Genomic DNA, 19,894 nt, shown 5'->3' on the forward strand with positions numbered 1-19,894 from the left:
GAAGGCGCGAAATCAGGGGCGCGGGGAACTGCGCGCCCAGCGGTCAACGGCGCCGCACCCGCGGACGGCTCAGCCGGTGGACGCCCGTAGCGCGGCTATCGCGGAGCGAACATCCTCGCGCGTGTTGAACACGTGGAACGAGACCCGCAGCGCGCCCGCCCGGTGCGAGGTGACCACCGACGGCGACGCCAGCGGCGGAGCCCCCGGCAGGGAGACGATCGCGGAGGCGTTTTCCGCGACCGGCTTGTAGCCCAGATCCGTCGCCGCCTCCCGGAACTCCCGCGCCAGCGCCAGGTCATGGCGGTTGATCCGGTCGATCCCGACCTCCGCGAGGAACGCCAGCGACTCCGCGGTGGCGACGCACCCCAGCCAGTCCGGCGTCGAGTCGAAGCGCCGCGCGTCCGCGGCCTGCTCGACCGCGTCGTAGGTGTTCGCCCACGGGTCCTCCGCCGAGTACCACCCGGGGCCGACCGGCCGCAGCCCGTCCTCCCGCGCCGCCGTCCCGTCCAGCACGCAGAAGCCGACGCTGCGCGCTCCCAGCAGCCACTTGAAGCAGCCGCAGACCCAGTAGTCCGCGTCGGCGGCGTCCAGCGGCAGCCAGCCGGCCGCCTGGGTGGCGTCCACCAGCAGCCGCGCCCCCCGCTCCCGGCAGACGGCGTGCAGCGCGCGCAGATCGGTGACCCGGCCGTCCGCGGACTGCACCACGGAGACGGTGACCAGCGCGGTCGAGTCGCGGACCGACTCGGCCAGCCGCTCCAGCGGCACGGTCCGCACCGCGAGGTCCCCGCGGGAGTGGAAGGCCTGGACGGCGGAGGCGAACTCGCCCTGCGCGCAGAGCACCTCGGCCCCGCCGGGCAGCGCGGCGGCGATCGGCGCGATCAGCGCGGAGGCGGTGGATCCGATGGCGGTGTCCGCGGCCCGGGCGCCGAGCAGCCCCGCGAAGCGGGAGCGTGCCTCGGCGACGATCTGCGGATCGCGGCTGATCGGGGCGCCCCGACCGGACTGCCAGGTGTCGAGCGCGGCGCGTACCGCGTCGAAGCTGCGGGCCGGCGGGAGCCCGTAGGAGGCGGTGTTGAGGTAGGCGGTCTCTGGGGCGAACTGGTCCCGGACGAAGCCGGGCAGGATGTCGCTGGATTCCGGCATGGCAGCAGGATCGCCCGAGCCGAAGGATAAGTCCAGACCGTTTTCGTTTCGGCGGGATCCAAGCCTCGCTTATGCTTGGCGGCATGATCGAGGTACGCCATCTGAGAGTGCTCCGGGCCGTCGCGCGGGCCGGCTCGTACTCCGCGGCCGCGCGGGAGCTGGGGCTGACCCAGCCCGCGATCAGCCAGCAGATGAAGGCGCTGGAGAAGTCCGTCGGGACCCCGCTGGTGGCCCGGGTCGGCCGGGAGACCCGGCTGACCGAGGCCGGCGAGGTGCTCACCCGGCACGCCAACGGCGTGCTGGCGGGGCTGGCGGCGGCGGAGGAGGAACTGGCGGCGATCGCCGGGCTGAGCGCCGGACGGGTCCGGCTGGTCTCCTTCCCGACCGCGTGCTCGGCGCTGGTCCCGGCGGCGGTCGCCCGGCTGCGGGCGGCCGAGCCGGGGGTGCGGGTCTCGCTGGTGGAGGCCGAGCCGCCGGAGGCGGTGGCGATGCTGCGGGCCGGCGAGTGCGAGGTGGCCCTCGCCTTCCGGTATCCGGACGGCGCGCCGGCCGACGCGGCGGCCGGCGGTTGCGCGGACTGGACCGATCTGGACGTGCGGCCGCTGCTGGAGGACCGGCTGGTGGGGGTGCTGCCGGCCGGGCACCGGCTGGCCGGGCGCGGCGAGGAGCGGCCGGTGGGGCTGGACGAGCTGGCCGGCGAGCAGTGGATCGCCGGCTGCCCGCAGTGCCGCGGGCAGCTGGTGGAGATGTGCGCCGCGGCCGGCTTCGCGCCGGACATCGACTTCGCGACCGACGACTATCCGGCGGTGGTCAGCCTGGTGGCCACCGGGCTCGGGGTGGCGGTGCTGCCGGAGATGGCGATGGAGTCGGTGCGGCGGAGCGGGGTCGAGGTGGTCCCGGTGGTGCCGAGCGTCCGCCGCGAGGTGGCGGCGCTGACGCTGCCCGGGCTGGCCCAGGTGCCGGCGGTGGCGCTGATGATGGACCAGTTCGCGGCCGCCGTCGCGGAATGAGGCGCGGACGCCGGGAGGGCGTCCGCTGCGGGGGGATGCGCCGATGCGTGATGTGCCGATGCGCTGAAAAAACGTTTCTGCTGGTTGAGCCGCGGCCGGTGCCCGCCGGGTGGCGGCCGGTCAGTAGTAGGCGGCCGTACGGTGCCGCCGGACCAGGCCCAGTTCGGCCATCTCGTCCTCTTCCTCGTCGAGGTCCCGGGCGAGGTCCGGGTCGGGGGCGCGGTGCCGGGACCTGCCCAGCATCTCCTCGCGCTCGTCCTCGGTGAGGCCGCCCCAGACGCCGTACGGCTCGCGTACGGCCAGGGCGTGGGCGGCGCACTCGGCCCGCACGGGGCAGCGCATGCAGACCTCCTTGGCCGCCTGCTCGCGGGAGGTCCGGGCGGCCCCGCGCTCGCCCTCGGGGTGGAAGAAGAGCGAGCTGTCGACCCCGCGGCAGGCCGCGGAGAGCTGCCAGTCCCACAGGTCTGCGTTGGGGCCGGGAAGGCGTGAGAAGTCGGCCATGAGCTCATCCCCTCGGTTCGTGGGCGAAAGCTGAAAATATGACGAACTGTTCGAAACTGGAGTGTATGTGACGAGCACCACTCAGACTGGCATAGCGTGACTATCAGCTCCAAATCACATCAACAGAACATCAAGCCGGGCATTCACGACACGCGCGGGTGCGGAGAGCGGGGGCTGAACGGCTCAGTAGGCGGGTAGACCAGCTCAGATGCTTCGGATTCGGGGTCGCGAGCGGCGTGCGGAGGTCGGCTGAGCGGTAAATCTGCGCCGTGGTACCGGGAACTATGGGTGATCGGTAACCTTTCGGCCACGTAGAGTGGTGGAGGCAGCTGCCGACCCCGTAACTCATTCGAGTGACGGTCGTTGGGAGTGCGGAGGCGGTCAACAGGCGCAGGGCTTCGCGGACCGTCGCGCGGCGAACGGGCGACGGACGGTGAAGCCGTCCGGCGTCGCGGTGGCCCGTATCGGAGACGATTTCGTACCAGCCAGGAGGCACAACGTGACCCGGATCAGCTGCGGAGGGCGGTCATGACTTCCGTACTCGTCTGCGACGATTCCCCGCTCGCCCGTGAGGCGCTGCGCCGTGCGGTGGCGACCGTGCCAGGTGTGGACAGGGTGACCACCGCGACCAACGGCGAGGAGGTGCTGCGGCGCTGGGTCGCCGACCGCTCCGACCTGGTGCTGATGGACGTGCGGATGCCCGGCCTCGGCGGGGTCGAGACCGTGCGCCGGCTGCTGTCGGCCGACCCGGGAGCGCGGATCATCATGCTCACCGTGGCCGAGGACCTCGACGGGGTCGCCCTCGCGGTGGCCGCGGGAGCCCGCGGCTACCTCCACAAGGACGCCTCGCGCGCGGAGCTGCGGGCCACCGTCACCCAGGCCCTCGCCGACCCCACCTGGCGGCTGGCCCCGCGCCGGCTGCGCTGCGCCGAGATGGGCGCCGCGCCGACGCTGACCGCCCGGGAGATCCAGGTGCTCGAGGGGATGAGCCACGGCCGCAGCAACGCCGAGATCGGCCGGGAGCTCTTCCTCTCCGAGGACACGGTGAAGACCCACGCGCGGCGGCTCTTCAAGAAGCTCGGCGCCTCGGACCGGGCGCATGCGGTGGCCCTCGGATTCCGCTGGGGGTTGGTGCGCTGAGCACCGACCCCGGCGCTCTCGGCGAGCGGGCCACGGGGACTCCAGGGACTGGATGGAGGGGCGGGTTCGCCGGGGCGTGCTGTCCGGTTTCCCCTCCGAGGACGCACCATGGAGGCATGGAGCACCTCGGGGAGCCGGTGGCAGATGCAGGAGGGGCGCCGCGCAGCGCCTCGGACAGGGGTGGCGGCCGGGCCACGGGCGAGCGTGACGCGGATAACGTTCCGGTGCACAAGTCGGAGGGGGGTGCCGCGTTTCCCGTCGTGAACAGGCACCATGGACCGGTGCGTGACGACGACGAGGCGAGCTCCCCCGGGGACGGCGCTGCGGCCGGTGCGAGTGGTACTCGCGTCGGGGGCGCCGGAGTCGCCGGGGTCGCAGCCGGAGAGCTGGTCGTTCGCGCGGTGCAGGGGGACGGCGCGGCGACCGGGGAACTGCTGGCGCAGGTGCATCCGCTGGTGCACCGCTACTGCCGGGCGCGGCTGGCCCGGCTGCCGGGGGACGCCCGGCACCATGTGGACGACGTGGCCCAGGAGGTCTGCCTCGCGCTGCTGAGCGCGTTGCCGCGGTACCGGGACGAGGGCCGTCCGTTCGAGGCGTTCGTCTACGGCATCGCGGCACACAAGATCGCTGATCTGCAGCGGGCCGCGATGCGCGGTCCCGCGGGGCAGGCGGCGATCCTCGCCGAGGAGCTGCCGGAGACGGCGGACGAGTCGCTCGGCCCCGAGGAGCGGGCGCTGCTGAGCTCGGACGCGGCCTGGATGCGGGAGCTGCTGGCCTGTCTGACCGACCGTCAGCGGGAACTGGTGCTGCTGCGGGTCGCGGCGGGGTTGACCGCGGAGGAGACCGGCGAGGTGCTGGGGATGTCCGCGGGGGCCGTTCGGGTGGCCCAGCACCGGGCGTTGGGGCGGCTGCGGGAGCTGGCCGCGTCCGCGCGGGCCGCGCGGTCCTCCTCCGGGGCGGAGCAGGGGCCGGACCGTCCGGAGGGCTTGAGCGCTTAAGGCGCGGCGCCACGCGGCGCCACGCGGCGCCACGGTTCCCGGCGCGCACGAAGGGGGCGTCAGGGGCGCGGGGCACCGCGCGACCGGCCCGGCGCCACGCCGCACTCCGTGCCGCACTCCATGCCGCGCCCCCGGGGTCTCGGGGGCTGGTCGGGCAACGCGGGCGAGTCGGTACCATGGGGTTTCGGTGACTCTCGCCGAGGTCGGTTTGCGCGGGCGGGTGCGTTCCCCGCTGTCGCCCTGCTGTTCAGCCTGGGGAATGTTGGAGTAGGTGCCATGTCACTCAATGCCGCTGGCGTACCCGAGAAGTTCGCTTCTCTCGGTCTGACCTTCGATGACGTGCTGCTGTTGCCGGGCGCGTCGTCCGTGCTGCCGAACGAGGTGGACACCCGCTCGCGGGTCTCGCGGAACGTCAGGGTGAACCTGCCGCTGCTGTCCGCGGCGATGGACAAGGTCACCGAGGCGCGGATGGCGATCGCGATGGCCCGCCAGGGCGGCGTCGGCGTGCTCCACCGGAACCTGTCCATCGAGGACCAGGTCAACCAGGTCGACATGGTGAAACGCTCGGAGTCCGGGATGGTGACGGACCCGATCACCGTCGAGCCGGACGCGACGCTGGCGGACGCGGACGCCCTCTGTGCGAAGTTCCGGATCAGCGGCGTGCCGGTGACGGACCCGGCGGGCAAGCTGCTCGGGATCGTCACCAACCGGGACATGGCCTTCGAGACCGACCGCTCGCGGCCGGTGCGCGAGGTCATGACGCCGATGCCGCTGGTCACCGGGCATGTCGGGATCGCCGGTGACGAGGCGATGCAGCTGCTCCGCCAGCACAAGATCGAGAAGCTTCCGCTGGTCGACGACGAGGGCCGGCTCAAGGGCCTGATCACCGTCAAGGACTTCGTCAAGGCGGAGAAGTACCCGAACGCCGCCAAGGACGCCGAGGGCCGGCTGCTGGTCGGCGCCGCCGTCGGCGCCAGCGCCGAGGCGATGGAGCGGGCCCAGGCGCTCGCCGCGGCCGGTGTGGACTTCCTGGTCGTGGACACCTCGCACGGGCACAACAGCAACGCCCTGAGCTGGATGGCGAAGATCAAGTCCGCCGTGGACGTGGACGTCGTCGGCGGGAACGTGGCGACCCGCGACGGTGCGCAGGCGCTGATCGACGCCGGGGTGGACGGGATCAAGGTCGGGGTCGGCCCGGGGTCGATCTGCACCACCCGGGTGGTCGCCGGCGTCGGCGTGCCGCAGGTCACGGCGATCCACGAGGCGTTCCAGGCCGCGCAGGCGGCCGGCGTGCCGGTGATCGGGGACGGCGGGCTGCAGTACTCCGGCGACATCGGCAAGGCGCTCGCCGCCGGCGCCGAGACGGTGATGCTCGGCTCGCTGCTGGCCGGGTGCGAGGAGTCGCCCGGCGAGCTGCTCTTCATCAACGGCAAGCAGTTCAAGTCGTACCGGGGGATGGGCTCGCTCGGCGCCATGCAGTCCCGCGGGCAGGCCAGGTCCTTCTCCAAGGACCGCTACTTCCAGAGCGACGTCAGCTCCAACGAGAAGCTGATCGCGGAGGGCGTGGAGGGCCAGGTCGCGTACCGCGGGCCGCTCGCGGCCGTGCTGTACCAGCTGGTCGGCGGGCTGAAGCAGACCATGGGCTATGTCGGCGCGGAGACCATCGCGGAGATGGAGAGCAAGGGCCGGTTCGTCCGGATCACCTCGGCCGGGCTCAAGGAGAGCCACCCGCACGACATCCAGATGACCGTCGAGGCGCCGAACTACCACGGCGGCTGATCCGCGCCGGTCCGGCGCTGGACCGCACCCGTTCGCCCGTGCCCGGGCCGGGCGGCGCCCTGCTCGGATGCGAGAATGGACCGGCCGGTGCGCCGGCCGACAGGGCTTGAGCTTCAGAAGGGCAGCAGAGCGTGACCGAGATCGAGATCGGCCGGGGCAAGCGGGGCCGTCGGGCGTACGCCTTCGACGACATCGCCGTGGTGCCGAGTCGGCGTACCCGGGACCCGAAGGAGGTCTCGATCGCCTGGCAGATCGACGCCTACCGGTTCGAGCTGCCCTTCCTGGCCGCTCCGATGGACAGCGTGGTCTCGCCCTCGCAGGCCATCGCGATCGGGCGGCTCGGCGGCCTCGGGGTGCTCAACCTCGAAGGCCTGTGGACCCGGTACGAGGACCCGCAGCCGCTGCTGGACGAGATCGCGGAGATCACGGACGAGCGGGCGGCGACCCGGCGGCTCCAGGAGATCTACACCGAGCCGATCAAGCCCGAGCTGATCGGGCAGCGGATCCGCGAGGTGCGGGACTCCGGCGTGGTCACGGCGGCGGCGCTGTCGCCGCAGCGGACCGCGGAGTTCTCCAAGGCGGTCGTGGACGCCGGGGTGGACATCTTCGTGATCCGGGGGACCACGGTCTCCGCCGAGCACGTCTCCTCGGCGGCCGAGCCGCTGAACCTCAAGCAGTTCATCTACGAGCTGGACGTGCCGGTGATCGTGGGCGGCTGCGCGACGTACACCGCGGCGCTGCACCTGATGCGGACCGGCGCGGCCGGTGTGCTGGTCGGCTTCGGCGGCGGCGCCGCCCACACCACCCGGAACGTGCTGGGCATCCAGGTGCCGATGGCGACCGCGGTGGCGGACGTGGCGGCGGCCCGGCGGGACTACATGGACGAGTCCGGTGGCCGGTACGTCCACGTGATCGCGGACGGCGGCGTCGGGTACAGCGGTGACCTGGCCAAGGCGATCGCCTGCGGTGCCGACGCGGTGATGATCGGCGCCGCGCTGGCCCGGGCCACGGACGCGCCGGGCCGCGGCCACCACTGGGGGATGGAGGCCGTCCACGAGGAGCTGCCGCGCGGGAAGCGGGTGGACCTCGGGACCTACGGGACCACCGAGGAGATCCTCCTCGGCCCCTCGCACGCCCCGGACGGCACGATGAACCTCTTCGGCGCGCTGCGCCGGGCGATGGCGACCACCGGGTACTCGGAGCTCAAGGAGTTCCAGCGGGTGGAGGTCACGGTCGCCCCCTCGGCCGCCCACCGCTGAGGAAGGACTCCGCTCCCACCGCCCCCGATCCACGGGCCCTTCGGCCCGGGGATCGGGGGCGGACCCGTGGTTGACGCCCTGTGGGCGTCCGGGCGCACCATGGCATATGGGGAGTTCTCGGCTGGGGGATGAGGAGCGCGGCGAAGCGCTTGCCAGGATGGCGGACGGGGAGCTCGACCTGCTGGTGGTCGGGGGCGGGGTGGTCGGCGCGGGCACGGCGCTTGACGCGGTGAGCCGGGGGCTGTCCACCGGACTGGTGGAGATGCGGGACTGGGCGGCGGGCACCTCGTCCCAGTCCAGCAAGCTGGTGCACGGCGGGCTGCGCTATCTGGAGATGCTGGACTTCGGCCTGGTGCGCGAGGCCCTGGTCGAGCGGGGGCTGCTGCTGGAGCGGCTGGCCCCGCATCTGGTACGGCCGGTGCCGTTCCTGTACCCGCTGCGGGGGCGCGGCTGGGAGCGGGGGTACGTCGGCGCCGGGGTGGCCCTCTACGACGGGATGTCGGTGACCGGGGGGCACGGCGGCGGGCTGCCGCTCCACCGGCACCTGACTCGCCGTCAGGCGCTGCGCCAGGCGCCCGCGTTGCGGAAGGACGCCCTGGTGGGGGCCGTCCAGTACTACGACGCCCAGGTGGACGACGCCCGGTTCGTGACGATGCTGGTGCGCACCGCGGCCGGGTACGGAGCGCTGGTGGCGAACCGGGCCCGGGTGGTCGGGTTCCTCCGCGAGGGCGAGCGGGTGGTCGGCGCCCGGGTGCGCGACCTGGAGCAGGGCGGTGAGTTCGAGGTGCGCGCCCGGCAGGTGGTGAACGCGACCGGGGTGTGGACCGACGAGACCCAGGAACTGGTCGGTGAACGGGGCAAGTTCCACGTCCGGGCGTCCAAGGGCATTCACCTGGTGGTCCCGAGGGATCGCATCTTCTCCAAGACGGGTCTCATTCTCCGCACAGAGAAAAGCGTGCTGTTCGTGATCCCGTGGGGCAGGCACTGGATCATCGGAACCACGGACACCGATTGGGAGTTGGACAAGAGTCATCCGGCGGCGAGCAGCGCCGACATCGAGTACCTGCTGCAGCACGTGAACGCGGTCCTGCAGCGGCCGTTGACGAGGGAGGACGTGGAGGGCGTGTACGCCGGGCTGCGTCCCCTGCTGGCCGGCGAGTCCGACGCGACGTCGAAGCTGAGCCGGGAGCATGTGGTCGACCACACCGCCCCCGGCCTGGTCGTGGTCGCGGGCGGCAAGTACACCACGTACCGGGTGATGGCCCGGGACGCGGTGGACGAGGCCGTGTACGGGCTCGACCGCAAGGTGCCGCCGTCCTGCACCGAGCGGCTGCCGCTGGTCGGCGCGGAGGGCTTCCCCGCGCTGTGGAACGGGCGGGCGGAGATCGCCCGCCGCAGCGGGCTGCACGTGGCCAGGGTGGAGCATCTCCTCGGCCGGTACGGTGGGCTGATCGACGAGGTGCTGGCGCTCTTCGGCTGGGACCCCTCGCTGGCCGAACCCCTCGCCGGGGCCGAGGACTACCTGAGAGCCGAGGTGGTGCACGCCTGCCGGTACGAGGGTGCCCGCCATCTGGAGGACGTCCTCGCCCGGCGGACCAGGATCTCCATCGAGACCTTCGACCGCGGCACCGCGGCCATGGAGGAGGCCGCCGATCTGATGGCGGGTCAACTCGGCTGGGACAAGCGGCAGGTGAGACGTGAGGTCGACCACTACGCAAAACGGGTCGAAGCCGAACGGGAGTCGCAGCAGCAGCCGGACGACCGCACCGCCGACGCTGCGCGGTTGGGTGCGGCGGACATTGTGCCGCTACGGTGAGCGCCCGTGCCGGGAAAGTCGCCGCGGGGACACCGAGGCGGCACGGGGAGTCCCGGGCACCTCTCCACCCCCGAGCGGTGGGGATGCGAACGGACAAGGAATGATAGGGACTTCTGGTGGAGGGGTGCCGTGGTGGCGGCGGCATCGTGTCGGCAGTGTGCTTGATCGTTCTCGTGCAGCAGTAGCAGGGGGTCGCCCGGATGGCCGATGAGCAGGACGTGCAGGGGGCCCGGCAGGAAGCTGAGGCTGGTGGCCGGCTTCTGGCCGGTCGCTACCGGCTGGGCTCCGTGCTCGGCCGCGGCGGCATGGGCACGGTGTGGCGTGCCGAGGACGAGATGCTCGGCCGGGTCGTCGCGGTCAAGGAACTCCGGCTCGCGGCGGGCGCCGAGGAGGAGGAGAAGCGCCGGCTGGTCGTGCGCACGCTGCGGGAGGCGAAGGCCACCGCGCGGATCCGGCACACCGGTGCGGTCACGGTCTACGACGTCGTCGAGGAGGACGAGCGGCCGTGGATCGTGATGGAGCTGGTCGAGTCCCGCTCGCTGGCCGACGTCATCAGGGAGGACGGCCCGGTGGGCGTCGAGCGCGCCTCCGAGATCGCTCTCGAACTCCTGAGCGTCCTGGCGGCGGCGCACCGGCAGGGGATCGTCCACCGGGACGTGAAGCCCTCCAACGTGCTGATCGGCGAGGACCCCGACGGGCCCGCGCGGGGCAGCCGGCAGGCCGGCGGGCGGGTGGTCCTCACCGACTTCGGCATCGCCAGCGTCGAGGGGGACCCCTCGGTCACCTCGACCGGGATGCTGGTCGGAGCGCCCTCCTACATCTCCCCGGAGCGGGCGCAGGGCCGCAAGCCGACGCCTGCGGCCGACCTCTGGTCGCTGGGCGCGACACTGTACGCGATGGTCGAGGGGCGGCCGCCGTACGACAAGGGCTCGGCGATCTCGACCCTCACCGCGGTGATCACCGAGCCGTTCGCGGAACCGGAGAACGCCGGGCCGCTGCGCCCGGTCATCGAGCAGCTGCTGCACAAGGACCCGGAGAAGCGCCTGGACGGCCCCGGGGCCCGCCGGGAGCTGCGCAGGGTGCTGGACGAGGCGCGGAGCGCCGCGGCGACCCGGGCGGTGGCCGAGGAGGCCGCACTGAAGGCCGTCGGCCGGGCCAAGCAGAGCGCGGCAGCCGCGGCGGCCGCCGCCGAGGCGCCGGCCAGGCCGCAGGGCCGGGGCGCCGAGGGCGGCAAGCGCCGGGGCGGGTTCGGCGCGCTCTTCTCCGGTGGGCTGCTGCCGGGGGCGCGGAGCGGCGAGGAGGCCGCCCAGGCGGGCGAGACGGGGGCTGCCGGGGCGGCGGGCGCGGCTGCCGGTACGGCCGCCGGCGGTGCCGCCGCGGCCGCGGCGCCGGCCAAGTCGGGCACGGACGCCGGGGCCCCGGGGCGTTCCGGGGAGCCCGGGAGGTCCGGGAAGACCGGGAAGACCGGGGACGGCTCTGCACCGGCCTCGGGCTCGAAGCGCGGGTCAGGCGACGGATCCGGCGGAAGCACCGGGTCCGGCGCCAAGGACCGAGTGGCCGGCTTCTTCGCCGGCGGGCGTACGGGGGGCAAGGACGGCGAGCGCGGCTCCGGGCAGCGCGCGGAGGAGGCCGCCGCGGGCGGCGCAGGCGCAGACGCCGATGTGCCGGCGCAGGGCGGCCGGGAGGCGGCGGGCGGTGCGGCGGCTAAGGCGCAGCCCAAGGGCTCGCCGGCCGCGCGGCGCGAGACGCAGGGCGAGTCCGCTTCACCCTCGTCTCCGCCCTCGCAGTCGCCGTCGAAGCCGAACTCCCCGGTGCGGTCGGAGTCCCGCTCGGAGGGGAGTCCGGCGGCCGGGACGGCGAGGACCGCGAAGACCGCCAAGACCGCGAGGATCGCCAAGACGGCCAAGACCGCCGCGCTGCCGGCCGCGGAGGCCGGGGCCGCCGCAGGTGCGGGTGCAGGTGCGGCCGAGGCCGTCGGGGCGTCCAGGGCGGAGGGCCTGGGGCGCTCCACCGGCCCGGCCGGCGGTGCCCGTACGGCGGCGCCGGGGCTGGTCGGCTCGGCCGGATCGGCCGGCGGCGGGACTCCCCCCACGGGCCAGGGCACCGGCGGCCCCGGCGGCGGGCCGTGGGGGATGACCCGGCGGAGCGCCGTCGTGATGGGCGGCCTGGTCCTGGTGGTGCTGGTGCTCCTCGGGACCACGCTGGGGCTGCTGGCCTCGCACGGTTCCGGGAAGCAGGGCTCCCCGCAGGGGGCGTCCGGCACCACGGGCGGCGCGACCGGGGGCCACACCGGCTCGGGGGCGAGCGGCTCGGCGTCGACCTCGCCGTCCGGCTCGGCCTCCGCGCCCTCCTCGACCTCCTCGGGCGCGAGCGGGACCAGCGGCTCCGCGTCCGCCTCCTCCTCGGCCTCGGCTCCGGCCGGCGGCGGGGTGCCCAGCGGGTTCCGTACCTACAGCGACTCGGGGAACCACTTCTCGATCGCGCTGCCCGGCTCGTTCCAGCAGGGCGGCAACCCGAAGACCGGCCCGCAGGGCCAGAGCGTGATATTCACCGGGCCGGGCGGCGATTCCTACATCGAGGTCGACTGGAACATGATGCCCGGGATGGGCGCGCAGCAGGGGCTCCAGCAGCTCGCCTCGCAGAGCGAGGGCGGCTTCCCGGGCTACCAGCAGCTGCGGCTCTCCGGCAGCACCTTCAAGAGCGGTTGGGACTCGGCGGACTGGGAGTTCAAGTACAGCAACGCGCCGGTGCTGAAGCACGCGGTCACCCGCCACTTCGTGGTGGACAAGAGCCACAGCTTCAACATCACCTGGATCACCCTGGACAAGGACTGGAGCAGCCAGGCGAGCCGGCAGATCCTGAGCACCCTCTACTCGAGCTTCAAGTTCACCTCCTGACCATGCGTAAGCTGTCCACGGGGGGCGTGGGCGAGAGGGAGGACGTGTCGTGGCTGGCGGCAGGCAGTCGGGGGGCCTGCTCGGGGGCCGGTACGAGCTGAGCGGCCGGACCGGCGAGGCGGTGGACGGCTGGACCGGGCTTCCGGTGGTGCTCCACGGGATTCCCCTGCCGGAGACGGTGGAGGCGTTCGCCGAGGACGCCGATGACCCCGAGGATGTCCAGGACGTCCCGTACGCCCCGTACGCGAGTCGCGCCGGGGAGGCCGAGGCCCGGACGCCGGCCGACGGGGTACCGGCCGGCGTCGAGGACGCCGTGCCGGGACAGCGCGCCGAGCCGCGCGAGGAGAGCGCCGCCGAGCGGGCGGTGCGGGTCGCGGCGGAGGCCGTCGCGACGGCGCCGCGCCATCCGCGGCTGGTCGAGCTGTACGACTCGGTGGCCGCCGGGGCCACCCTCCACCTGGTCGGTGAGCGGGTGCTCGGCGCGCCGCTGTCGCTGCTGCTGGAGCGCGGGCCGCTGTCGCCGTACCGGGCCGCGGAGATCGCGGCCGACCTGGTCGGCGCGCTGCGGGCGGTGCACGCCGCCGGACGGCGGCACGGAAACGTCACCGCGGACACCGTCCTGGTGTGCGAGGACGGCAGCGCGCTGCTCGACGGACTCGGAGTGGACGCCGTCCAGGAGGCCCTCTGCGGGCCGGTGCCGCCTGCCGAGGGCGTCGGCGTCGGCGGGGTCGGGGCGGCCGGGGCGGCCTTCGGCCCGTGGGGGCCGGTCAGGCGGCGGGCGCGGGACGCCCGGCTGGTGCTGGTCGGTCCGGTGGCCGAGCGGTGGGCGCCGGAGCTGGCCGGACCGGAGCCGGCGGACGCGCCGGGCCGTCCCGGGTCACGGGCCTCGGGGCAGGACAACGCCTGGGTGGTGGACACCCTCGGGGACGCCGAGCCGGGACCCGCGCCGGAGGGCCCGCCGTCCGGCGAGGAGGTCGGCCCGGCGGCGGACGCCTGGGCGCTCGGCGTCCTCCTCTACCGGATGACGACCGGTCAGGCACCGTTCGACGAGCAGGCCCTGGTGCCCGGCGAGGAGCTGCTGGACGCGGTGCGCTCCGGCACCCACGCCTCGGCCTCCGGGTGCGGGCCGCTGCGTCCACTCGTCGAGGAGCTGCTGCGGACCGACCCGGACGCCCGGCCGACCCTCCCGGCGGTCGCCGAGCGGCTGGCCGGACTGCTGGCGCGGGCGCCGGAGCCGCTGACCGCGGACGGGATGCTGGCGGTGGCCGAACTCCTCTCCGGACGTGCCGGACCGGGCGCGCCCGGGGGCGCCCCCGGCGGCACCGGCACCGGCGCGGCCGCCGCCCACGGACGGCACGCCCGGCCGCACGGGCGTGCGCGGGGGCGTGCGAGGCCGGAGGGGCGGGAGAGCCACGGCGAGGAGCGGAAGAAGCGGCCGGGCGGCCGGGAGCGGCCGGGCGCCCGGCTTCCCGAGCCGCGGGAGGGGGGCGTGGTGGGGGCGGAACGTTCTCAGCGGACGGGGACGCCGGGTTCCGGCCGGCGGGGCGGGCGACTCCTCGGACCGCTGCTGGTCGGTGGAGTGCTGCTGCTGATGGTGCTGGCCGTGCTGATCATCGCGCTGGTGGTGGGGCGACACTGAGTCGCCGCTGGTGACCCGAGGTGGCGAACCGTCTCAATCACCGGTCAGTAGGCGGCAATTCGGGTCACAGGCCGGTCTCGGCGGCATGCCCGGGGCGAACGATGTCAGGTGGGTTGCCTAGTCTGTGCTGAGTTGGATGTACTGACCGCGGGGGCAGCCCACAGCGTGTACGGACGCGGCAAGGTGGCAGGGGGCGCAGGGTGAGCGACAGCAGTTCTGCCGGGGGCGGTTCAGCCGCCGGCACCGGCGGCGAGGACGCGCGCCTCCTCGCGGGCCGGTACCTGCTGGGCGAGCGGTTGGGCCGCGGCGGCATGGGCACGGTCTGGCGGGCCCGGGACGCGATGCTGGACCGTGAGGTCGCGGTCAAGGAACTGTCGGTGGGTCACCTCGCGGAGGAGGACCTGAAGATAGTCAAGTCCCGGATGGAGCAGGAGGCCCGGGCCGCCGCCCGGATCAAGCACCCCGGCGTCATCACCATCCACGACGTCCTCGAGCAGGAGGGCAAGCCGTGGATAGTGATGGAGTTCATCGACGGCCGCTCGCTCGCCGAGCTCGTCGACCAGGAGGGCACCCTCAGCCCTCGGGAGGCGGCCGACATCGGCGCCAAGGTGCTGGCGGCGCTGAGCGCCGGGCACCGGGCCGGCGTGCTCCACCGGGACGTCAAGCCGGCCAACGTCCTGCTGGAGCGGAGCACCGGCCGGGTGGTGCTGACCGACTTCGGCATCGCCACCTACGAGGGCGACTCGGCGCTGACCCGCACCGGCGACCTGGTGGGCTCGCCCGACTACCTGCCGCCGGAGCGGGTGCACGGCGGGAGGCCTGGGCCTGAGTCCGACCTGTGGTCGCTGGGCGCGACGCTCTACGCGGCCGTCGAGGGCCAGTCGCCCTTCAAGCGGGACACCCCGATAACGACCCTCGCGGCGGTGGTCAGCGAGCCGCTGCCGGAGCCTGAGCGGGCCGGGGCGCTGAGCCCGGTGCTGCGCGCGCTGATGGCCAAGGAGCCGCAGCAGCGGCCGCCGGCCGACCAGGTGCGCTCGATGCTGGAGAGCGTGGCCGCGGGCCACACCATGGGCATCTCGGCGGGCGCGGTGGCCGAGGCCGTCTCGACGTTGCGCTCGCCCACCGAGTCGGTGCCGCTGGTCGACCGGACCGGCGACGACCGGCCCACCGGCTTCCCCGAGTACGTCGGGGACCAGACGGACTTCGGCACGGCGGCGCGGGTCCCGGCGCAGGCGAGCGGGCCGAACGGCACGGGCGGAACGAACGGGACCGGCGGAACGAACGGGCTGGCGAGCGCGGGCGCGGGCGCCGGCGCGGGCCTCATGGACGCGCTGCCGACATCCACCGAGGCGACCGGCGCGGGCGCGGCCCCGAGCGCGGCCAACGAGGCGCCGACCCGGATCGGCGGCGGCACCGCCGGCTACGGCTCAGCCGGCGGGTACGGGGGCGTGGGCGGGTACGGCCCGCCGGAGCCGACCGGTGCGACGGTGATGGCGGGCGGGGGCCAGGGCACCGGCCCGGGCCCGGGCGGGCAGAGCTGGGCGCCGGGGTCGTTCGGGGCGCAGCCCGGGTTCGGCGCGCCGATGGGGACTCTGCCGCCGGGGCCGGCGGTCGGCGGGCCGCCGGCGAAGCGCGGGCGCGGGCGGATATGGGCCGGCGGGATCGCCGGTCTGTGCGCGGTGGCGGTGGCCGCCGTACTGGGCGTCCACTACCTCGGGCAGCGGGACGGCAGCGGCGGGACGCCGTCGGCCGGCGGGCTGAGCGCCAGCGCCAGTGCCAGCGCCGCGCCGGGGCCGACCTCGCCGCCGTCCTCAAGACCGGGCGCCAGGCGGCCGGTTCCCGGCGGGTACCACTGGGTGAACGACCCGGAGGGCTTCGGGTTCGCGCTGCCGAACGACACCGGGCAGGGGCCGTGGCGGCGGCTGGAGAAGAACCCCGGGGCGATCGACTACAGCCCCGACCCCTCGTACGACCCGGACCATCCGATCCATGTGCTGCGGTTCGGGGTGACGGCGGGGAGCTCGGAGACTCCGTACCAGCACGCGCTGGAGATGGAGCAGGACCATGTGTCCAAGAACCTCGCCGGGTACAAGCGGCTGGCGCTGGCGCACAGCACCTTCAAGGGGATGAACGCGGCGTTCTGGTCGTTCACCTACCAGGCGACGGTGAACGGGCAGCCGAGCACGCGGTACGCGCGGGAAGAGCTGGTCCACGACCCGGTGAACGGGACCGAGTACGACATCTTCATCGGCTATCCGCTGTCCGATCAGACGACGGCCGACCAGCGGTTCAACACGGTCCTGAACTCGTTCACGGTGGAGAACTCCTAGCTCCGCGCTTCAGCCGTTTCCCGGCGCTGCCGCTTTGGGCCCGGGCCCCGCTGTCCGGACCACCACCCGGTGCGGCGCCGTAGCGGGCTGGTCGCGCAGTTCCCCGCGCCCCTTCACTCGCGCCTGCGGCGCTGCGTTCGGGGCCGGGGTGGGGCCGGGGTCGGGGGCGGGGCGATCAGGGGGCGGCCTGGGCGGGGCGCGCGTAGCGTGGGGGGTCCGGCTGGTGGGAGGAGGCGGGTCGTGGGCGCTGTCAGTGGGGCTCGGCAGGTGGACGCCGTGGTGATCGGCATGGGTCCGGGCGGCGAGGAGGTCGCCGGGCGGCTCGCGGACGCGGGGCTGGACGTGGTCGGCGTGGACGAGGCACTGCTCGGCGGCGAGTGCCCGTACTGGGCCTGTATCCCGACCAAGATCATGGTGCGGGGCGCCGGGCTGCTGGCCGAGGGGCGGCGGATTCCCGGCATGGCCGGCCACGCGATGGTCCACGAGGAGTGGCCGCCCGTCGCCCGGCACATCCGGGAGGCCACCGACGACTGGGACGACAAGGTCGCGGTGGACCGCTTCACCTCCCGGGGCGGGGCCTTCCTGCGCGGGCAGGGCCGGCTGACCGCCCCCGACGAGGTGACGGTGCTCGGCTCGGACGGCGTGGAGACCGTGCTGAGGCCCCGCCGGGCGATCGTGATCGCGGTCGGGTCGCAGGCCGCCGTGCCCCCGGTGCCCGGGCTCGCCGCCACCCCCTACTGGACCAATCGGGAGGCGGTGGCCGCCGAGGAGGTGCCGGAGTCGCTGCTGGTGCTCGGCGGCGGGCCGGTGGGCCTGGAGATCGCGCAGGCGATGTCCCGCTTCGGCAGCGCGGCGACGGTGGTGGAGGCGGCCCCGAGGCTGCTCGGCCGCGAGGAGCCGGAGGCCGGTGACCTGCTGCTCCGCACCCTCACCGAGGACGGGCTGACCGTCCACACCGGGCAGGCCCTGGAGGGCGTCTCCTACACCCCGGGGACCGGCTTCGAGGCCTGGTGCGAGCGCGGGGAGCGGTTGACGGCGGAGCGGCTGCTGGTGGCCGCCGGACGGCGGGTGGACCTGGCCCGGGTCGGCGCCGGCGTCCTCGGCGTGGACGACACGGCGCACGCGCTGCCGGTGGACGAGCGGCTGCGGGTGCCGGGCAGCGGCCGGGACCGGCGGCCGGGGGTGTGGGGCGTCGGCGACGTCACCGGCAAGGGCGCTTTCACCCATATGGCGATGTACCAGGCGGACGTGGCGGTGCGCGCGGTGCTCGGGCAGGGCGGGCGCCCCGCCTCGTACCACGCGGTGCCGCGGGTGACCTTCACCGATCCGGAGGTGGGCGCGGTCGGGATGACCGAGGCGCAGGCCCGGCAGGCCGGACTGCCCGGGATCCGGGTCGGCGCCACCGACCTGGCGGCCAGCAGCCGGGGGTACATCCAGCGGGTGGGCAACGCCGGGTTCATCAAGCTGGTCGCCTCGGGCGAGGTGCTGGTCGGTGGGACGGTGGCCGGGGCGTACGCCGGGGAGATGCTGGGGCAGCTCTCGACGGCGGTCAGCGCGCGGGTGCCGCTGGCCGATCTGGCCGACACCATCTGGGCCTTCCCCACCCTCCACCGGGCCTTCGGGGACGCGTTGCGCGCCCTGCGCTGAGCCTGTTGGCAAGGGGTTGTGAAGGCGTCGGGGGTGCGCGGAGCTGGTAGTTACCGAGGGGTACACAACCAGCCCCCGGCGGCCTACTCTGCCAGTCATGACTGACACCGTCGACACCGTCCGCAATCCGATCGCCGCTCCCGGCCCGCGCACGGCGGATGACGCCGTGACGGCGGAGGTGGTGGCCCGGCTGATCGGCGGGATCACCGCGGGTCCTGAGGCGGAGACGACGGCGGTCCGCTCGCCGCTCACCGGCGAGGTGCACGCCGAGCTGCCGTGCTCCACCCCGAAGGACGTGGCCGACGCCTTCGACCGGGCCAGGGCCGCCCAGCGGGCCTGGGCCGCCCGCCCGATCCGGGCCCGCGAGGCCGTGCTGCTGCGCTTCCACGACCTCCTCTTCCAGCACCGGGACGACCTCCTCGACCTGGTCCAGGCGGAGACCGGGAAGGCCCGCTCGCACGCCTTCGAGGAGCTGGGCGCGGTGGCGGTGGCCTCCCGCCACTACGGCCGGACGGCCGGGCGCTACCTGCGGACCCGGCGGCGCAACGGCGTCTTCCCGGTGCTGACCCATGTGCAGGAGATCCGGCACCCCAAGGGCGTGGTCGGGCAGATCTCGCCGTGGAACTACCCGCTGGAGCTCTCCATCGGCGATGTGCTGCCCGCCTTCGTGGCCGGCAACGGCGTCGTCACCAAGCCGGACACCCAGACCGCGCTGACCTGCCTGCGGGCGCGGGAGCTGCTGGTCGAGGCCGGGCTGCCGGCCGACCTGTGGCAGATCGTGATCGGCGAGGGCCCGGTGATCGGGCCCGAGGTGGTGGACCGCGGCGACTACGTCTCGTTCACCGGCTCGACCCGGACCGGCAAGGAGGTCGCGCAGCGGGCGGCCGGCCGGCTGGTCGGCGCCTCGCTGGAGCTGGGCGGCAAGAACGCGATGCTGGTGCTGCGCGACGCCGACCTGGACCGGGCGGCCGAGGGGGCGGTGCGGGCCTGCTTCTCCTCCGCCGGGCAGCTGTGCATCTCGATCGAGCGGCTCTTCGTGGCGCGCGAGATCGCCGACGCCTTCCTGGAGAGGTTCACCGCGCGGGTCCGCGCCATGAAGCTCGGCAACACCCTGGCGTACGGGGCGGACATGGGCTCGCTGGTCTCGGAGCGCCAACTCGCGACCGTGGTACGGCATGTGGACGAGGCGGTGAAGAACGGGGCGGTGGTGCTGGCCGGCGGCAAGCCGCGGCCGGACCTCGGGCCGTTCTTCTACGAGCCGACCGTGCTGGACGGCGTGGACGAGCAGAGCGCCGTGTGCGGGGAGGAGACCTTCGGCCCGGTCGTCTCGGTCTACCGCTTCGACAGCGAGGACGAGGCGGTCGAGCGGGCCAACGCGACCCGGTACGGCCTCAACTCGAGCGTCTGGACCAAGGACGGCGGCCGGGGCCGGGCCGTCGCCGCCCGGCTGCAGACCGGGACGGTCAACGTCAACGAGGGGTACGCGCCCGCGTACGCCAGTGCCGCCGCGCCGATGGGCGGGATGAAGGAGTCCGGCGTCGGCCGCCGGCACGGCTCCGAGGGCATCCTCAAGTACACCGAGGTGCAGACGGTGGCCACCCAGCGGCTGGTCGGCTTCGGGCCGGCCTTCGGGATGACCGACGAGCAGTACGCGAAGTTCCTCGGCACCTCGCTCAAGGCGCTCAAGGCGCTCCGGCTGAAGTAGCCGTCCGTTTCGTACGTACCGTTCCGTACC

At 74.3% G+C, this 19,894-nt stretch carries 13 protein-coding genes; 11 read left to right on the forward strand and 2 right to left on the reverse strand.

The window, feature by feature from the left end; genetic code table 11:
• Window positions 1-69: 69 nt before the first annotated feature.
• The gene (locus tag BS73_RS23005; RefSeq protein WP_037575437.1) at window positions 70-1,143 is read right to left on the reverse strand and encodes an aminotransferase class V-fold PLP-dependent enzyme; all 1,074 of its coding nucleotides are present in this window, start codon (window positions 1,141-1,143) and stop codon (window positions 70-72) included.
• Window positions 1,144-1,226: 83 nt separating this feature from the next.
• Between BS73_RS23005 and BS73_RS23010 the strand changes: the two genes are divergently transcribed.
• Complete coding sequence (locus BS73_RS23010) at window positions 1,227-2,153, forward strand: LysR family transcriptional regulator (protein ID WP_037575439.1); 927 nt, start codon at window positions 1,227-1,229, stop codon at window positions 2,151-2,153.
• A gap of 120 nt (window positions 2,154-2,273) precedes the next feature.
• Here BS73_RS23010 and BS73_RS23015 read toward each other — a convergent pair whose 3' ends face one another.
• On the reverse strand, window positions 2,274-2,654 hold the full coding sequence (locus BS73_RS23015; RefSeq protein ID WP_235215499.1) for a WhiB family transcriptional regulator: 381 nt from the start codon (window positions 2,652-2,654) through the stop codon (window positions 2,274-2,276).
• Between the two features lie 528 nt (window positions 2,655-3,182).
• On the opposite strand from BS73_RS23015, the gene BS73_RS23020 reads away from it, so the two are divergent.
• The 10 genes from BS73_RS23020 (at window position 3,183) to BS73_RS23065 (ending at window position 19,864) form a co-directional block, all read left to right on the forward strand.
• Complete coding sequence (locus BS73_RS23020; protein ID WP_030251459.1) at window positions 3,183-3,794, forward strand: response regulator transcription factor; 612 nt, start codon at window positions 3,183-3,185, stop codon at window positions 3,792-3,794.
• 281 nt (window positions 3,795-4,075) lie between these two features.
• Window positions 4,076-4,792, forward strand: a complete 717-nt coding sequence (gene shbA, locus BS73_RS23025; protein ID WP_084704837.1) for an RNA polymerase sigma factor ShbA — start codon at window positions 4,076-4,078, stop codon at window positions 4,790-4,792.
• A 276-nt stretch (window positions 4,793-5,068) separates the two neighbouring features.
• Window positions 5,069-6,571, forward strand: coding sequence for an IMP dehydrogenase (gene guaB, locus BS73_RS23030; RefSeq protein WP_037575448.1), 1,503 nt, complete (start codon window positions 5,069-5,071; stop codon window positions 6,569-6,571).
• A gap of 131 nt (window positions 6,572-6,702) precedes the next feature.
• Window positions 6,703-7,830, forward strand: coding sequence for a GuaB3 family IMP dehydrogenase-related protein (locus tag BS73_RS23035; protein WP_037575450.1), 1,128 nt, complete (start codon window positions 6,703-6,705; stop codon window positions 7,828-7,830).
• A 106-nt stretch (window positions 7,831-7,936) separates the two neighbouring features.
• Window positions 7,937-9,646 (forward strand): glycerol-3-phosphate dehydrogenase/oxidase, encoded by a 1,710-nt coding sequence (locus BS73_RS23040; RefSeq protein WP_037575453.1) that lies wholly within the window; start codon window positions 7,937-7,939, stop codon window positions 9,644-9,646.
• A 200-nt stretch (window positions 9,647-9,846) separates the two neighbouring features.
• Complete coding sequence (locus BS73_RS39845; protein ID WP_051940305.1) at window positions 9,847-12,543, forward strand: serine/threonine-protein kinase; 2,697 nt, start codon at window positions 9,847-9,849, stop codon at window positions 12,541-12,543.
• A 49-nt stretch (window positions 12,544-12,592) separates the two neighbouring features.
• A complete protein-coding gene (locus BS73_RS23050) occupies window positions 12,593-14,182 on the forward strand; it encodes a protein kinase family protein (RefSeq protein ID WP_037575456.1) in 1,590 nt (529 codons plus the stop codon).
• A gap of 200 nt (window positions 14,183-14,382) precedes the next feature.
• A complete protein-coding gene (locus BS73_RS39850; protein ID WP_051940308.1) occupies window positions 14,383-16,512 on the forward strand; it encodes a serine/threonine-protein kinase in 2,130 nt (709 codons plus the stop codon).
• Window positions 16,513-16,752: 240 nt separating this feature from the next.
• Window positions 16,753-18,159 carry a dihydrolipoyl dehydrogenase family protein gene (locus tag BS73_RS23060; protein ID WP_265736874.1) on the forward strand — a complete coding sequence of 469 codons (1,407 nt, stop codon included), beginning with the start codon at window positions 16,753-16,755 and terminating at the stop codon, window positions 18,157-18,159.
• 97 nt (window positions 18,160-18,256) lie between these two features.
• Entirely contained in the window at window positions 18,257-19,864 is a 1,608-nt protein-coding gene (locus BS73_RS23065) for a succinic semialdehyde dehydrogenase (protein WP_037575462.1), read from the forward strand.
• Window positions 19,865-19,894 lie beyond the last annotated feature (30 nt).

Origin of the sequence: Phaeacidiphilus oryzae TH49, from assembly GCF_000744815.1 — a bacterium.
In the GTDB taxonomy this organism is placed as follows: Bacteria; Actinomycetota; Actinomycetes; order Streptomycetales; family Streptomycetaceae; genus Phaeacidiphilus; species Phaeacidiphilus oryzae.

Bases quoted from the DNA above. Each gene is read 5' to 3' on its own strand.
- BS73_RS23005 (WP_037575437.1), bottom strand. From the start codon at position 1,143: ATGCCGGAATCCAGCGACATCCTGCCCGGCTTCGTCCGGGACCAGTTC.
- BS73_RS23040 (WP_037575453.1), top strand. From the start codon at position 7,937: ATGGGGAGTTCTCGGCTGGGGGATGAGGAGCGCGGCGAAGCGCTTGCC.
- BS73_RS23065 (WP_037575462.1), top strand. From the start codon at position 18,257: ATGACTGACACCGTCGACACCGTCCGCAATCCGATCGCCGCTCCCGGC.
- BS73_RS23015 (WP_235215499.1), bottom strand. From the start codon at position 2,654: ATGGCCGACTTCTCACGCCTTCCCGGCCCCAACGCAGACCTGTGGGAC.
- guaB (WP_037575448.1), top strand. From the start codon at position 5,069: ATGTCACTCAATGCCGCTGGCGTACCCGAGAAGTTCGCTTCTCTCGGT.
- BS73_RS23020 (WP_030251459.1), top strand. From the start codon at position 3,183: ATGACTTCCGTACTCGTCTGCGACGATTCCCCGCTCGCCCGTGAGGCG.
- BS73_RS23010 (WP_037575439.1), top strand. From the start codon at position 1,227: ATGATCGAGGTACGCCATCTGAGAGTGCTCCGGGCCGTCGCGCGGGCC.
- BS73_RS39845 (WP_051940305.1), top strand. From the start codon at position 9,847: ATGGCCGATGAGCAGGACGTGCAGGGGGCCCGGCAGGAAGCTGAGGCT.